The organism is Aedoeadaptatus nemausensis, assembly GCF_903819165.1.
Lineage (GTDB): Bacteria > Bacillota > Clostridia > Tissierellales > Peptoniphilaceae > Aedoeadaptatus > Aedoeadaptatus nemausensis.
Map to the genome: position 1 here is coordinate 38,079 of NZ_CAIJCS010000020.1, position 13,162 is coordinate 51,240.

Annotated in this window: 16 protein-coding genes and 1 riboswitch; of the genes, 12 read left to right on the plus strand and 4 right to left on the minus strand. The window is 47.5% G+C overall.

Annotated elements, in window-relative coordinates; all coding sequences use genetic code 11:
• Positions 1-31 precede the first annotated feature (31 nt).
• The 3 genes from rplM to PEPTYR26121_RS06400 all read left to right on the plus strand — a co-directional run bounded on the left by rplM (position 32) and on the right by PEPTYR26121_RS06400 (position 1,854).
• Positions 32-460 carry a 50S ribosomal protein L13 gene (gene rplM, locus PEPTYR26121_RS06390; protein WP_180500366.1) on the plus strand — a complete coding sequence of 143 codons (429 nt, stop codon included), beginning with the start codon at positions 32-34 and terminating at the stop codon, positions 458-460.
• A gap of 16 nt (positions 461-476) precedes the next feature.
• Entirely contained in the window at positions 477-866 is a 390-nt protein-coding gene (rpsI, locus tag PEPTYR26121_RS06395) for a 30S ribosomal protein S9 (protein WP_180500368.1), read from the plus strand.
• Between the two features lie 208 nt (positions 867-1,074).
• Positions 1,075-1,854, plus strand: a complete 780-nt coding sequence (locus PEPTYR26121_RS06400) for a copper amine oxidase N-terminal domain-containing protein (protein WP_180500370.1) — start codon at positions 1,075-1,077, stop codon at positions 1,852-1,854.
• Positions 1,855-1,983: 129 nt separating this feature from the next.
• Here PEPTYR26121_RS06400 and PEPTYR26121_RS06405 read toward each other — a convergent pair whose 3' ends face one another.
• Both PEPTYR26121_RS06405 and PEPTYR26121_RS06410 read right to left on the minus strand, forming a co-directional pair.
• Entirely contained in the window at positions 1,984-2,832 is an 849-nt protein-coding gene (locus PEPTYR26121_RS06405) for a hypothetical protein (protein WP_180500372.1), read from the minus strand.
• Positions 2,816-3,364 (minus strand): RNA polymerase sigma factor, encoded by a 549-nt coding sequence (locus tag PEPTYR26121_RS06410; RefSeq protein ID WP_180500374.1) that lies wholly within the window; start codon positions 3,362-3,364, stop codon positions 2,816-2,818. The genes PEPTYR26121_RS06405 and PEPTYR26121_RS06410 overlap by 17 nt, the downstream gene beginning before the upstream one ends.
• A gap of 179 nt (positions 3,365-3,543) precedes the next feature.
• A riboswitch (FMN riboswitch) is annotated at positions 3,544-3,658 on the plus strand.
• A gap of 71 nt (positions 3,659-3,729) precedes the next feature.
• Here PEPTYR26121_RS06410 and ribD point away from each other — a divergent pair.
• The 6 genes from ribD (at position 3,730) to PEPTYR26121_RS06440 (ending at position 8,903) form a co-directional block, all read left to right on the plus strand.
• The gene (ribD, locus tag PEPTYR26121_RS06415; RefSeq protein ID WP_180500375.1) at positions 3,730-4,815 is read left to right on the plus strand and encodes a bifunctional diaminohydroxyphosphoribosylaminopyrimidine deaminase/5-amino-6-(5-phosphoribosylamino)uracil reductase RibD; all 1,086 of its coding nucleotides are present in this window, start codon (positions 3,730-3,732) and stop codon (positions 4,813-4,815) included.
• The gene (locus PEPTYR26121_RS06420) at positions 4,800-5,438 is read left to right on the plus strand and encodes a riboflavin synthase (protein ID WP_180500377.1); all 639 of its coding nucleotides are present in this window, start codon (positions 4,800-4,802) and stop codon (positions 5,436-5,438) included. The genes ribD and PEPTYR26121_RS06420 overlap by 16 nt, the downstream gene beginning before the upstream one ends.
• A gap of 9 nt (positions 5,439-5,447) precedes the next feature.
• Positions 5,448-6,686, plus strand: a complete 1,239-nt coding sequence (locus PEPTYR26121_RS06425; RefSeq protein ID WP_180500379.1) for a bifunctional 3,4-dihydroxy-2-butanone-4-phosphate synthase/GTP cyclohydrolase II — start codon at positions 5,448-5,450, stop codon at positions 6,684-6,686.
• Complete coding sequence (gene ribH / locus PEPTYR26121_RS06430) at positions 6,686-7,153, plus strand: 6,7-dimethyl-8-ribityllumazine synthase (protein ID WP_180500381.1); 468 nt, start codon at positions 6,686-6,688, stop codon at positions 7,151-7,153. Before PEPTYR26121_RS06425 ends, ribH begins: the two co-directional genes overlap by 1 nt.
• 110 nt (positions 7,154-7,263) lie before the next feature.
• Complete coding sequence (locus PEPTYR26121_RS06435; protein WP_180500383.1) at positions 7,264-7,533, plus strand: ACT domain-containing protein; 270 nt, start codon at positions 7,264-7,266, stop codon at positions 7,531-7,533.
• An 11-nt stretch (positions 7,534-7,544) separates the two neighbouring features.
• Entirely contained in the window at positions 7,545-8,903 is a 1,359-nt protein-coding gene (locus PEPTYR26121_RS06440) for a PFL family protein (protein WP_180500385.1), read from the plus strand.
• Positions 8,904-9,084: 181 nt separating this feature from the next.
• On the opposite strand, the gene PEPTYR26121_RS06445 is transcribed toward PEPTYR26121_RS06440, so the two are convergent.
• Both PEPTYR26121_RS06445 and PEPTYR26121_RS06450 read right to left on the minus strand, forming a co-directional pair.
• Positions 9,085-9,282 (minus strand): DUF1858 domain-containing protein, encoded by a 198-nt coding sequence (locus PEPTYR26121_RS06445; protein WP_180500387.1) that lies wholly within the window; start codon positions 9,280-9,282, stop codon positions 9,085-9,087.
• Positions 9,283-9,354: 72 nt separating this feature from the next.
• Entirely contained in the window at positions 9,355-9,594 is a 240-nt protein-coding gene (locus PEPTYR26121_RS06450; RefSeq protein ID WP_180500389.1) for a glutaredoxin family protein, read from the minus strand.
• A 153-nt stretch (positions 9,595-9,747) separates the two neighbouring features.
• On the opposite strand from PEPTYR26121_RS06450, the gene PEPTYR26121_RS06455 reads away from it, so the two are divergent.
• From PEPTYR26121_RS06455 to PEPTYR26121_RS06465, 3 genes are all read left to right on the plus strand, one after another.
• On the plus strand, positions 9,748-10,254 hold the full coding sequence (locus PEPTYR26121_RS06455) for a zinc ribbon domain-containing protein (protein WP_180500391.1): 507 nt from the start codon (positions 9,748-9,750) through the stop codon (positions 10,252-10,254).
• Positions 10,255-10,269: 15 nt separating this feature from the next.
• Positions 10,270-10,701, plus strand: coding sequence for a peptide-methionine (R)-S-oxide reductase MsrB (gene msrB / locus PEPTYR26121_RS06460; RefSeq protein ID WP_180500393.1), 432 nt, complete (start codon positions 10,270-10,272; stop codon positions 10,699-10,701).
• Between the two features lie 78 nt (positions 10,702-10,779).
• Positions 10,780-13,029 (plus strand): 5'-nucleotidase C-terminal domain-containing protein, encoded by a 2,250-nt coding sequence (locus PEPTYR26121_RS06465; protein WP_180500394.1) that lies wholly within the window; start codon positions 10,780-10,782, stop codon positions 13,027-13,029.
• Positions 13,030-13,162 lie beyond the last annotated feature (133 nt).

Genomic DNA, 13,162 nt, shown 5'->3' on the forward strand with positions numbered 1-13,162 from the left:
TTGTCCCTTGTGATGAACAGGAGGTTTTCTGATGAAGACAACCATGGCGAAAGCCAATGAAGTAGATAGAAAATGGTACGTCATCGACGCTGAAGGCAAAGTCCTCGGTCGTTTAGCTACAGAAGTTGCTAATATTTTACGCGGTAAAAACAAGCCGATTTACACCCCTCATGTGGACACGGGTGATTTCGTCATCGTAATTAACGCTGAAAAGGTAAAACTTACCGGCAACAAGTGGGATGACAAGATTCACGCTTACCACACCGGTTACCCGGGTGGACGTCGCGAAGTTGCTTACAATGAAATTCGCGAAAAGCATCCCGAACGCGTTATCGAATACGCTGTAAAGGGTATGCTTCCCAAAAATCGTTTGGGCCGCTCCATGTTTACGAAGCTGAAAGTGTATGCAGGATCCGAGCATCCTCACGCAGCTCAAAAACCGGAAAACTACGAAGTGTAAGGGAAGGGTGATTTAGATGGCAGAACAATACAGAGCAACAGGCAGAAGAAAGACATCGGTCGCTCAAGTTAGATTACTATCCGGTAGCGGCAAGTTCCTCGTAAATGGCAGAGAACTCGAAGACTTCTTCGGTTACGAAACATTACGTGCCGTAGCAAAAGAACCGCTAACTATTACCGAAACCGAAGGTGAATACGACGTACTCGTTAAGGTTAACGGCGGTGGCTACACCGGTCAAGCAGGCGCAATCCGCATGGGTCTTGCACGTGCATTACAAGACATGAACCCGGATTTCCGCCCGATTCTTAAAAAAGCAGGTTTCTTAACCCGCGATCCGAGAATGAAGGAAAGAAAGAAATACGGCTTGAAAAAAGCGCGTAAATCTCCCCAATTCTCCAAACGTTAAGATACAAAAATTCCGCATCTTCGGATGCGGCTTTTTTATTGCGAAAATTTCTTGAATCGATAGATTATAACAAAACAGATATGGAAGTGGTTGAAAATATTTTAATCAATGACGAAGTGAATTATACAAAAGTTAGTTGAAAAAAGAACGAGCGGTTGTATAATAAAAAAAGAAATCTCTTTTGATCAAGTAAATAAGGAGGCATTCGATGAAAAAGACAGCCCTATTCTTATTATGTTTGTTGCTCCTTCCCTCGGTGGTGCAAGCGAAGGGACCGAGCCCTATCAATATTTACGTTAACGGCCGCGAATTATTGACAGAAGATGTAATGCCCGTTATTCGTCGCGACCGTACATACTTGCCCTTACGCGCAGTTACTGAAGAGCTGGGTTATACCGTGAAGTGGGATCAGGTCAAAAAAGAAGTTACATTGACGAAGGATAAAAAGACGGTCGTCATGACCATTGGAAAGAAATTTTATCGTCAAGAGGGCAAAAATGTGGCTATGGATGTAGTGCCTTATTTGGAAAAAGATCGTACCTTTATTCCGGCGCGGTACTTAGGGGAGGCGACGGGGCTTCCCGTCCAATGGATGGCGAAAGAGCGCATCGTAAGGGTGGGGACCTATCCTCAAAAAGATATTCCCGGAAGTGAACGGGTGTATGTTAAAGAAGTCGACATGTCCTTTGCGGTGCCGAAGGATCTGAATGTGGTGTATAAGCTTGAAAACGGCGAACTCTATTTCTACGAAAAATCGAATGAAGAAAAGGGTAGCGACGGCTTTCTTTTCTCCCTTTCAAAAGTAAAAAATCCGAGGACCGATTGGGAGAATGGACCCGTTATCTTAGGATATAAAGACGGTATTTACTACGGAGCAGATTTTCGAGGAGATCCAGCGGAAATTCAAGACAAGATATTGAAGGCAAATTTTGAAAAGGCATATGATCGCATGGAAGAGATCTTAATGACGGTTCGGGCAGGGAAGTAACCATAGGCTGAATTTAAAAGTGTCGGTACAATACCGGCACTTTTTGATTGCGGAAAAAGTGCTTGTTTGTCGCTTCTAGTAAAAAGGGAGGAATTAAAAAGCCGCCGGGGTTGCCGGCGGCGGTACAATTTATTTCAGCAGATGCAAGTCTTTTACCATGGCGATGAGGTCGTCTTTGTCCGCGCCTCCGGCGGAAATGGAGAGGAGCAGGCCGTCTCGTTCGAAGTCGGCATTGTTGCCTTGAATGATCACCTTTACGCCGTCTACATTTACTTCGTAGATTTTTTCTTCGCCGCCGGTTTCATAGGCGGTTTCGGGAGAGGAGATCCGCTCGTGGAGATGGATGGTCTTGCCGTCTTTTTCGTAGGTGAAGGAAACGTAATCGGAAAGTGTCCCCGGCTCGGCGAAGATTTCCGATTCCACGTAGTTGTATTTGTCCGAAAAGACCAGGGGATTGAAGTTTAATCGTTTGGCGATTTCTTCGATCGGCGCCTTGTCGCCTGCGGATGCCTTCTCTTCTCCTGCGTATTCGAAGGTAACTTCGCCGGTGTTTGCGTTATAGTCGGTGTGGACAATTTCACGGCCGTCTTTAGAATAGAGGGCTTCTTCTTCGGCCAGTGGTTTGCAGTTTGTAATTTCATTTCCGTTTTGATCAAAGATTTTTCCCTTTAGATAATCGGGCAAAGGCATTTTTTCAGGATCGGTAGTGAGTTCATCTTGGTTAACAACAATGCGGCCCGAGGGGCTTGCAACTCGTTTAACGGTTTCTACAATCTCTGAACCGAAACTCGTAAAGGGAAGGGTAAAGATGATAAGGGCGCAGGCAGCGGCGACGGCAGGTTTTCTATAGGATATTCTCTTTTTCTTTTTCATTTTAAGATGCACCTCTTCTTTGTCTTGTTTTGTGGATGAGTATAATTTTTTTAGCATTTCTTCCGTGGTTTCGGAAGACGGCGTGACATTACGTCGTTCCTTCATAATATGCCTCCATTTCATTTCGCAGTCGGTTGACTAAGCGGTGGATCATAACGCCTACGTGATTTGGGTTCGTGTGGATCAGTTCGGCGATGGTTTGATTGGATAATTCCGCGCCGAATTTATAACTGATTAACAGTTGATCGTCGGGCCTTAGTTTTTTCACGGCGCGGCGCAAGTATTCGATTTCCTCTCGCTCTTCTACAAGTTCCTCCGAACGTGCCACGGGATCTGGAATATCTCTTACAGCGGCGATGGGAAGCCACTGGAAGCGATTGTTTTTTCGATAGTAATCTTTTACGTGATTGCCGGCGATGGTAAAGATCCATGCGTCGAAAGAACCTTTTTCCGGTCGATAGGTGGATAACTTTTTATAAATCTTCAGAAAAATATCCGATGCCAGATCTTTCGCCACCTCTCGATTGCCCACGCGATACAGGATAAATTGAAAGACGCGGTCGAAGTAACGATCGTAAATTGTGTCGAAGTCTAGAGCGTCGTCGAGAAAGGGATTGATTGTTTTCGTGTCATCCAATAGTGTCACCTCCTTTTCCCTTCACAAGTTGATACGCAGGAAGAGGGCATTTATTACAAGACAAATTGTTTTTTCATTGTATCCTCTCATATGAGGAAAAGTGAAGGGATATAAAATTCTTTACAGCGAAGAAACTTCGTGCTATTATATTCACAGGAAAACATTTCCTACAATTTAAGAATATTCTTCGGGGCGAGGTGTAAATCCTCACCGGTGGTGACAGTCCACGAGTCGAAAGATTGAATCGGTGAAATTCCGATACCGACGGTATAGTCCGGATGAAAGAAGAATGGAGACAACACAGGTTGTCTTTCTTTTGAATGGATCTCCGAAGCTTGGCTTCGGATTTTTTTATGGGAGGAATTATGGACGAATTTTACATGAAGCGCGCCCTCTCATTGGCAGAACGTGGACGAGGTTTGACGGGAACCAATCCCATGGTAGGGGCGGTGCTCGTCAAAGACGAAGAGATTATAGGAGAAGGATGGCACCACGGTTTCGGCGACGATCACGCCGAAGTGAACTGTCTTAAAAATGCAACATCCTCTCCCGCCGGGGCTACGATTTACGTGAATCTGGAACCCTGCAGTCACTACGGGAAAACGCCTCCCTGTGTCAAGACCATTATGAACGCGGGGATTGCCCGCGTGGTCATTGGCACTTTGGATCCTAATCCTCGCGTGGCGGGGAGGGGCGTGCATATTTTAGAGCAGGCCGGCATCGAGGTTGTCGTCGGCGTCCTTGAGGAGGAATGCAGCAAGTTGAATCGCGCTTTTTTCTCGAGCATCTTGAAGCGTCGCCCTTATATTACGGCGAAATATGCCACTACCATCGACGGCAAAATCGCCACCTCTACAGGCGAAAGTCAATGGATTACAGGGGAAGAAGCCCGTATGGATGGCCACATTCTCAGGGGTCAGGTGGACGGGATTATGGCCGGTACGGGTACTGTCTTAGCCGATGATCCCAAGCTCTCCAATCGAAGCGGCGAAGGGGTGCAACCGATGCGCATTATTTTGGACCGGCGAGGCATCATCGAAAGTAATGCCAATGTTTACGACGGCTCCCAAAAGACCATCGTCTACACATCGGATATGGACAAAGAAAAGGAAGAGATCCTCACATCCCGTGGGGTGATCGTCGAAAGAGTTTCCTCTGTCGATGGAAAGCTTCCCCTTCAGGAAGTGCTCGCCGATCTTTACGAGACGAAGTTTATCGGACACGTACTAATCGAAGGTGGAGGTAGACTTCACGGCAGTTTAATCGACGAAGGTTTGGTAGATGAATTTGTCCTTTATTTGGCGCCGACCATCTTCGGCGGAGGAAAATCCGCCATCGAAGGCGAAGGTATCGAGGCGTTAAAGGATCGGAAAGATTTTGAAATTATGAATGTCGAGCGATTAGGCGACGATCTTTGTATTCGAGGGGTGGCGCGATGTTCACAGGAATAGTTGAAGAGGTAGGCCGCATCAAGCGAATGGATCGCCGCGGCGAAAAGATTGAAATCGAAGTGGCCGCCGAAAAGGTAATGGAGGGCACGATCATTGGCGACTCTATCGCCACCAATGGCGTGTGCCTTACGGTGACCCGTATTACCGAGGTCGGCTTTACCGCCGATATGATGACGGTTACGGCAAAGAAATCGGGGCTGGATCAAATGACCCCCGGCAGCAAGGTAAACCTGGAGAGGGCCCTCCTTCCCACGACCCGCATGGGCGGCCATATTTTGCAGGGCCATGTGGATACGCGGGGAAAACTTACGAGTATCGAGCCCAATGAAGGGGGCTACCTGATGATGATAGAGGTGGCGCCGGAGTATTTTCCCTACTACGTACCTCAAGGTTCCGTCGGGTTGAACGGCGTAAGCTTAACTCTCGCCAAGGCGGGGAAGACGAGCTTTTCCGTATCTCTCATTCCGGAGACTCTCCGCTCCACCAATCTCGGCGATTTAAAAGTCGGCGACGAGATTACCGTCGAATTTGATATCGTCGGTAAATATATTTTAAGGCAGCAGGAATTTAAAGAAGAATCGAAATCCATCGATATGAATTTTTTAAGGCAACACGGTTTTTAGGAGGCCATTATGTGGAACACAATTGAAGAAGCAATCGACGCGCTCAAGGCGGGCAAACTGATCGTCGTTCTCGATGCGGAAGATCGGGAAAACGAAGGGGATATTATTGCCGCCGCCGAAACCTGCACCACGGAGCAGATGAATATTATGGCATGTTACGCCAAGGGTTTGATTTGTACGCCCATCGGATCTAAAGTGGCCAAGCGATTAAACTTGCCTCCCATGGTAGCGAACAATACGGACAATCACGAGACGGCTTTTACCGTTTCCGTGGATCATGTGGAAACAGGTTCGGGCATCAGCGCCGTGGAGCGCGCTTTCACGGCCCGTAAAATCGCCGATCCCGATTCCAAGCCTGAGGATTTCAGACGGCCGGGCCATATGTTCCCCCTCGTAGCCAAACCGGGCGGCGTGTTGGAAAGGGAAGGCCATACGGAAGCGACCGTGGATTTTATGCGTTTAGCGGGCCTGGAAGAAGTGGGGCTTTGCTGCGAAATCATGGAAGACAATGGGGAAATGATGCGGAGGGACCGCATTCGGGAACTGGCAACAGAACTGGGTGCACCTCTTGTCAATATCGAACAGCTTAAAGAATATCGCAAGACCCACGACCCCTTGATCGAACGTGTAGCCGAGGCGAAGATGCCCACGAAGTATGGTGATTTTAAAGCCATCGGTTATCGCAATACTTTAAATGGTGAACACCATGTGGCCCTCGTAAAAGGGAATATTGAAGAGGGAGACGACGCTATTTTAACTCGCGTCCACTCGGAATGCCTGACGGGAGATGCTTTCGGCTCCATGCGTTGCGATTGCGGCGATCAATTGCAACGAGCCATGATGCAAATTGAAGAAGAGGGCAAAGGTGTCGTACTCTATATGCGTCAAGAGGGCAGAGGGATTGGACTTTTAAACAAATTAAAAGCCTATGCCTTACAAGATGAGGGCATGGATACGGTGGAAGCCAATGTGGCTTTGGGCTTTCCGGAAGATGCCCGTGAATATTATATCGGCGCACAAATTTTACGAGACCTTGGTATTTCCAAAATGCGCCTTCTCACGAACAATCCCGATAAGGTTTACCACCTGGGCCAATACGGCTTGGAGATTGTAGAGCGGGTACCCATCGAAATTAAATCACACGAAAACGATCACTTCTATCTGGAAACAAAAGCCAAGAAAATGAACCACTACCTACACGAATTCGGCTGCAATTGCCATGAACATAAAAATAAGGAGGCCAAATAATGAATATTATCGAAGGAATGCTCACCGGGAAGGATCGCAAATTTGCCATCGTCGTCAGTCGCTTTAACGACTTCATCACATCGAAACTCGTCGACGGCGCGCTTGACTGCCTTCTTCGCCACGAAGTGAAAGACGACGACATCACCCTCGTGAAGGTGCCCGGCGCTTTTGAAATTCCCTTGGCGGCACAAAAGCTCGCCGAATCCGGAAAGTATGACGGCGTCATCTGCTTGGGAGCTGTGATCCGCGGCGCCACCACCCACTACGATTACGTGTGCAACGAAGTGTCCAAAGGCATTGCAAAAATCACCTTGGATACCGGCCTCCCCGTAGGTTTCGGCATCGTTACCACGGAAAATATCGAGCAGGCCATTGAACGTGCCGGCACGAAGAGCGGCAACAAGGGCTACGATACGGCTATGAGTGTTCTGGAAATGGTGGATCTTTTCGGAGCCATGGAAAAATAAAGAGAAGCCTCGGCGAAAGTCGAAGCTTTTTTTATTGAAGGATTTATCAAAGAATTACACGACCGCATTAAAGCGTGTTATAATAAAGTTCAATTAAAAGGAGGAATTCAATGAAAGCAGTTTTAAGCGTATTCGGAGTGGATCAAGTAGGCATCGTCTCCAAAGTTACCGCACTCTTGGCGGAACACGGTTTTAATATTTTAGATATCAGCCAAACCATTGTGGGCAATTATTTCACCATGATCGTCATAGTAGAACACGAAGACGACGGCTTTAAATTGGAAGACGTGGTGGATTCCTACACGGAACTCGGGGAATCCTTAGGGCTCGACATTCGCATGCAACACGCGGCACTTTTTGACCGCATGCACCATATTTAGAAAGGATCAACGTGTTAAATCAATCTTCTATTCTCGAGACCATACATATGCTCGAGCACGAAAACCTGGATATTCGCACGTCTACTTTGGCCATATCTCTCATGGATTGTGTGTCGGAAGATGCCGATCGAGTGGCGGAAAGGGTCTATAAAAAAATTACGGGTCTCGGCAAAGATCTCGTTAAAACCGCCAATGCAGTAGGGGCAAAATATGGCGTGTCCATTGTGAATAAGCGGATATCCGTTACGCCCGTTTCCCTTCTCCTTCCCGACGGATCGGTTGAAGATTTTATAAAAATCGCCAAGGCGCTGGACAAGGCGGCCATCGAAATCGGCGTGGATTTCGTCGGCGGTTTTTCCGCTCTCGTCCATAGCGGCATGACGCCTTCTGAAGAAAATTTAATTCGCGCTATTCCGCAGGCTCTTGCTTCTACGGAAAAGGTATGTGCTTCCGTCAATGTAGGCAGTACGAAATCCGGCCTCAATATGAATGCGGTAGCCTTAATGGGCGAGATGATTAAAGAGGCTGCGGCACTTTCGAAAGATGCCGACTCCATCGCCTGCGCCAAACTCGTGGTCTTCGCCAATGCCGTCGAGGACAATCCCTTTATGGCAGGGGCTTTCCACGGCGTAGGTCTTGCCGATCACGTGCTTCACGTGGGGATCTCAGGTCCCGGCGTCGTGAAGACCGCCCTGGAAAAATATAAGAATCGCCCCTTTGAAGAGATCGCCCAAGTCATCAGCGAAATGACCTTTAAAATTACCCGCATGGGCGAGTTGATCGGAAGCGAAATTGCCGAGCGTCTCGACACGCCCTTCGGCTCCATCGATCTGTCTCTCGCTCCCACACCTGCCGTAGGGGACAGTGTGGCTCGGATTTTAGAAGAAATCGGTATCGGCACCGTCGGCGGTCACGGCACCACGGCGGCCCTCGCCATGTTAAACGATGCCGTTAAAAAAGGAGGTATCAACGCTTCTTCCCATGTAGGGGGACTGAGCGGCGCTTTCATTCCCGTTTCGGAAGACGAAGGCATGATCGAAGCGGCCTTTTCCGGAGCGCTCACAGTGGATAAATTGGAGGCCATGACTTGCGTCTGCTCCGTAGGGCTCGATATGATCGCCATACCCGGGGATACGCCCGAGGCTACTATCGCCGCCATGATCGCCGACGAGGCCATGGTGGGGATCATCAACAACAAGACCACGGCGGTGCGCGTTATTCCCGTCTACGGAAAAGATGTAGGGGAAGGGGCCGTCTTCGGCGGACTTCTCGGCGAAGCACCCATTATGCCCGTGCACGGAAACGACTGTACTCGCTTTGCCGCGCGAGGCGGTTTTATTCCGGCGCCCATTCACAGCTTTAAAAACTAGATTAAAAATCCATTGGGGAGAAAATTCCTCAATGGATTTTTTGATTTACCTGAAAAGCCGGAGAACAATAGGGAAAGCTCGAGGCGAGGATTAAATTTGGTTTAATATAAAAAATCGAGCAGGCGTGTTGCCTACTCGATTCGATTTGCTTACAAAATCGCCTGAAGAGCGACCTGTTTTTTTATTTTGCTTCTACAGTTTTGTTTAAAGCGTCCATTAATTCATCGATATTGAAACCGTGAACATATGCCGCTTCTTCTAAAGATTCCATTTGGCTGGACGGGCAACCGACACAACCCATGCCGAATTGCATCAGGGTACGGATCGCTTCGGGGTATTGTCTTACTAAATCGCCGATAAGCATATCTTTTGTAATCATTTATTTCCTCCTGTAGGTGTATTCTCTATTGAGTGTGAATTAATTCTATCGCATCCCGACGGGGCATGCAAGCTAGAGTAAATTTTCCTTCAGATAATCGATAATATCGTCGGATTCGTAGAGCCAGGTGTCGCCGTAGTGTAAGCAGGGGACTTGTTTTTGGCCGCCGCCTTCGACGAGCTCTTCCTTATAGGCGGGCTCTTCGTCGATGTAACGAATTTCGATCTTATCTTCTATATTGTTCTTCTTCATAAAGCCGATGACCTTTTGGCAGAACGGGCAAGTAGTTAATGCATATAATTTATAATCCATTGTGTCCTCCTTTGTATCTTTATCTTCTATTTAGTTATACCCGCGAGGATCCGATTTAACACATTTCATGAGAATGATTCATAAAAATCTAATCCTTATCTAATCTGCATTTTTCAATGATAGCTTATGATATGATTTACCCGAGGTGAGGAAATGGATATTTTTAACACGATTGGGAGAAGTTTCGAAGACTTGTCCAATCAGGTGCGAGATCTCGGCAAGCGCAGTATTCACGAAGCCAAGGAAGCGTCCAGGGCGACGAAAGTTAAGCTGCAAATTCACGAGCTCGAGCTTAAAATTCAAAGTGAATTTACCCACTTAGGGGAAGTTTATTATATGGAAATGCGGGAGCAATCCCATTTGACGGACACGACCAGTTCCGAATTGCTCCTCGCCATCGACGAATTACAAAAAGAAAAGCATGCTCTCGAAAACAGCGTCATTACCAAGGGTATCGATGGAGAGGGCTTTGTCTTTACCTGCCCCGACTGCGATACGGAGATTGCCGAGGGCACGAACTTTTGTCCTCATTGCGGCCGTAAGATCGAGACCGTATCCTACATTCACGACGATCCGGATTTTATAGAGTGCAATAATTGTCACTTCCAAGCGGACAGAGGTTCTACTTACTGCCCCCGATGCGGTTCGCCTTTAGAATAGAAGAGGAGGATAAAGATGAAAAAAGATTTTACGGAAGAGGAATTGAGAGAAAAGTTGGGAGATGCGGCGTACCACGTGGTGCGTGAAGAGGGAACGGACCCGCCTTTCTCCCATCCCTACGACAAATTGTTCGACGAGGGTATTTATGTAGATGTCGTTACCGGAGAGGTCTTGTTTTTATCTAAGGATAAATTTGACGCCGGCTGCGGATGGCCCAGTTTTTCCCGCACGGCACCCGCTGCAGGGGTGGAAGAAAAAACCGACGGTCGCTTCGGCATGATCCGCACGGAGGTGCGCACGGACACGACTCACTTGGGCCATGTGTTTAACGACGGTCCCGCATCCCTCGGCGGTCTTCGTTACTGTATCAACGGGAGCAGCATCGAGTTTATTCCCAAGGAAGAAATGGAAGAGAGAGGCTATGGAGAGTGGCTTAAAGAGTTGTAACCCTCTAGTCATTTAAAAAATCGCCGCTTCAGAGTATAATAGTGTCGGAGGAACGTAATTAAAATAAGAGGAGGAATTATGAAGAAAAAATTGATGGCACTTGCCCTCGCATTGACTATGGTCCTCGGAACAGTTTCCGGTCCGATCCAAGTTTTTGCAGAAGGTGCAAGTCAAGATACCAAGACCATTACCATCCTTCATACCAACGACGTTCACGGTCATATCGTGGCGCAAAGCGGTAAAGATGGTAAGCTCAATGAAATCGGTTTCGCCAAGGTGAAAACCTATGCCGACAGCATCCAAAATGCGATTTTACTCGACGCAGGGGATGTTAGTCACGGCACGGCACTTTCCGGCGTAAACAACGGTAAGGATGTAATTTCCGTTATGAAGGCTATGGGCTACAAAGCCATGGTTCCCGGAAACCACGATTTCAACTACGGATACGACGCTCTCGTCGGATTTAAAGAACAAGCCCTACCTAAGGAAGATTCCAAAGAAGGCTTTGATATTTTAGCTGCCAATGTGGTTCGCGCAACGGGTGGCAACGACTTTAAGGGCCAAACCATTATCGATGTGGACGGCGTAAAAGTCGGCGTATTCGGCTTAGCTACGGAAGAAACCAAGGTTAAATCCAATCCGAAGAATACAGAAAATGTTATGTTCCTAAACCCGGTCGACGTGGCGAAAGCACAAGTCAAATCCTTAAAAGAACAAGGTGTCGACGTTATCGTCATGCTCGCTCACCTGGGTATCGACGAATCTACGACGATCAAATCCAGCGATATCGCAAAGGCTGTAGACGGCATCGATGTTATTATCGACGGCCACTCCCACACCAAGCTCGAAAAAGGTCAAGTAGTCAACAAGACCCTCATCGCTCAAACCGGCAACTATCTTAAAAATCTGGGCGAAGTGAACATTACCCTTCGCGGCAAGGAAATTATTTCCAAAAATGCCGTCTTAAAAGACGCTGCATTCTTTGAAAATGTAAAAGAAGATCCGGCTATTAAAACGATGATCGACAAAGTATTGGCCGACAACAAAGACGCTCTCGAAAAAGTCGTGGGCAAGACGGCTGTCGAATTAGACGGCGAACGTGAACACGTGCGTGCATCGGAAACGAATTTCGGTAATTTAATGACCGACGCTATGCGTGAAGTTTCCGGTGCCGATGTGGCCCTCACTAACGGCGGCGGCATTCGCACGAGCATCCCGGCAGGGGACATTAACATGACCCAACTATGGACGGCGTTCCCCTTCGGCAACACGATCATGAAGATCGAACTTACGGGCGCCGATATCTTGGCCGCTCTCGAACACGGTGTAGGCGATGCGCCGAATGCCAATGGTAAATTCCCGCAAATTTCGGGAATGAGTTTTAAATATGATGTCAAACAAAAAGCCGGCGAACGAGTCTTCGACGTGAAGATCGCAGGCAAGGCTCTGGATCCCAAAACGAAATATACCTTAGCCACCAATGACTTTATGGCAAATGGAGGCGACGGCTATAAGAGCTTTGCCAATGGCAAGAAAATTGCAGATTACGGTCTCTACACCGAAGTTCTGGAAAAATACCTTGCCGGCAAGGGTGTTGTAGAGCCTAAGAAAGAAAGCCGCATCGTTATGGCTGAAAAGAGCGGCGTAAAACCTGCTGATAAACCTGTGGAAGGTTTCACCGATATTAAAGGTCACTGGGCAGAAAAAGTCATTCTATCCGTAACGGAAAAGAAACTTTTCGCCGGTATGACCGCTACCACTTTCGAACCGAACACCAAGATCTCCAGAGGTATGCTCGTGAGCGTTTTGGCTCGTCTCGAAGGACAAGATAAAAAACAAGAAGCTAAGAATAAATTCAGCGATGTTAAAGCGGGAGATTGGTACGAAAACGGCGTAATCTGGGCGCAAGAAAACAAGATTGTAGCCGGTTACGAAGACGGTACTTTTAAACCGAATCAAGCGGTAAGTCGCGAAGAAATGGCTGCCATTTTAGGTCGCTATATCGAATCGAAGGGCATTCCTTTTACTCTCGACTTAAAAGAACCCTTTGCGGATCAAAAAGATATCAGCAAATGGGCAGTAAACGGTGTCGATGTTACGCGCCACGCCGGCATTATGACCGGACGCGACGGCAATATCTTTGCTCCCAAGGATTCCGCAACTCGTGCTGAACTTGCACAAGTTATGTTCGGTTTGGAACGTCTCGTCGAAGCCAATAAGGATTTAAAACCTGCAGAGAAGAAAGAAGCCGCTAAATCTACAGAAAAGGCAAAAGTTGAAAAACAAGAAAAAGCCAAAGAAGAAGCTGCAGCTAAAAAAGCGGCATAGCATAACAAAAAGAGGAGTGGAAATCGCTCCTCTTTTTTTATTGTGCGCTTTAGCATGAATAAACCACCAGCTATGCTGGTGGTAGGCATAAAAAGCTTTAGCTTTAAGTAAAAAAACCTCCTATGATAAAATT

Excerpts from the sequence above, each read along its gene's own strand:
- rplM (WP_180500366.1), top strand. The coding sequence starts at position 32 with ATGAAGACAACCATGGCGAAAGCCAATGAAGTAGATAGAAAATGGTAC.
- rpsI (WP_180500368.1), top strand. The coding sequence starts at position 477 with ATGGCAGAACAATACAGAGCAACAGGCAGAAGAAAGACATCGGTCGCT.
- PEPTYR26121_RS06400 (WP_180500370.1), top strand. The coding sequence starts at position 1,075 with ATGAAAAAGACAGCCCTATTCTTATTATGTTTGTTGCTCCTTCCCTCG.
- PEPTYR26121_RS06405 (WP_180500372.1), bottom strand. The coding sequence starts at position 2,832 with ATGAAGGAACGACGTAATGTCACGCCGTCTTCCGAAACCACGGAAGAA.
- ribD (WP_180500375.1), top strand. The coding sequence starts at position 3,730 with ATGGACGAATTTTACATGAAGCGCGCCCTCTCATTGGCAGAACGTGGA.
- PEPTYR26121_RS06420 (WP_180500377.1), top strand. The coding sequence starts at position 4,800 with ATGTTCACAGGAATAGTTGAAGAGGTAGGCCGCATCAAGCGAATGGAT.
- PEPTYR26121_RS06425 (WP_180500379.1), top strand. The coding sequence starts at position 5,448 with ATGTGGAACACAATTGAAGAAGCAATCGACGCGCTCAAGGCGGGCAAA.
- ribH (WP_180500381.1), top strand. The coding sequence starts at position 6,686 with ATGAATATTATCGAAGGAATGCTCACCGGGAAGGATCGCAAATTTGCC.
- PEPTYR26121_RS06435 (WP_180500383.1), top strand. The coding sequence starts at position 7,264 with ATGAAAGCAGTTTTAAGCGTATTCGGAGTGGATCAAGTAGGCATCGTC.
- PEPTYR26121_RS06445 (WP_180500387.1), bottom strand. The coding sequence starts at position 9,282 with ATGATTACAAAAGATATGCTTATCGGCGATTTAGTAAGACAATACCCC.
- PEPTYR26121_RS06450 (WP_180500389.1), bottom strand. The coding sequence starts at position 9,594 with ATGGATTATAAATTATATGCATTAACTACTTGCCCGTTCTGCCAAAAG.
- PEPTYR26121_RS06455 (WP_180500391.1), top strand. The coding sequence starts at position 9,748 with ATGGATATTTTTAACACGATTGGGAGAAGTTTCGAAGACTTGTCCAAT.
- msrB (WP_180500393.1), top strand. The coding sequence starts at position 10,270 with ATGAAAAAAGATTTTACGGAAGAGGAATTGAGAGAAAAGTTGGGAGAT.
- PEPTYR26121_RS06465 (WP_180500394.1), top strand. The coding sequence starts at position 10,780 with ATGAAGAAAAAATTGATGGCACTTGCCCTCGCATTGACTATGGTCCTC.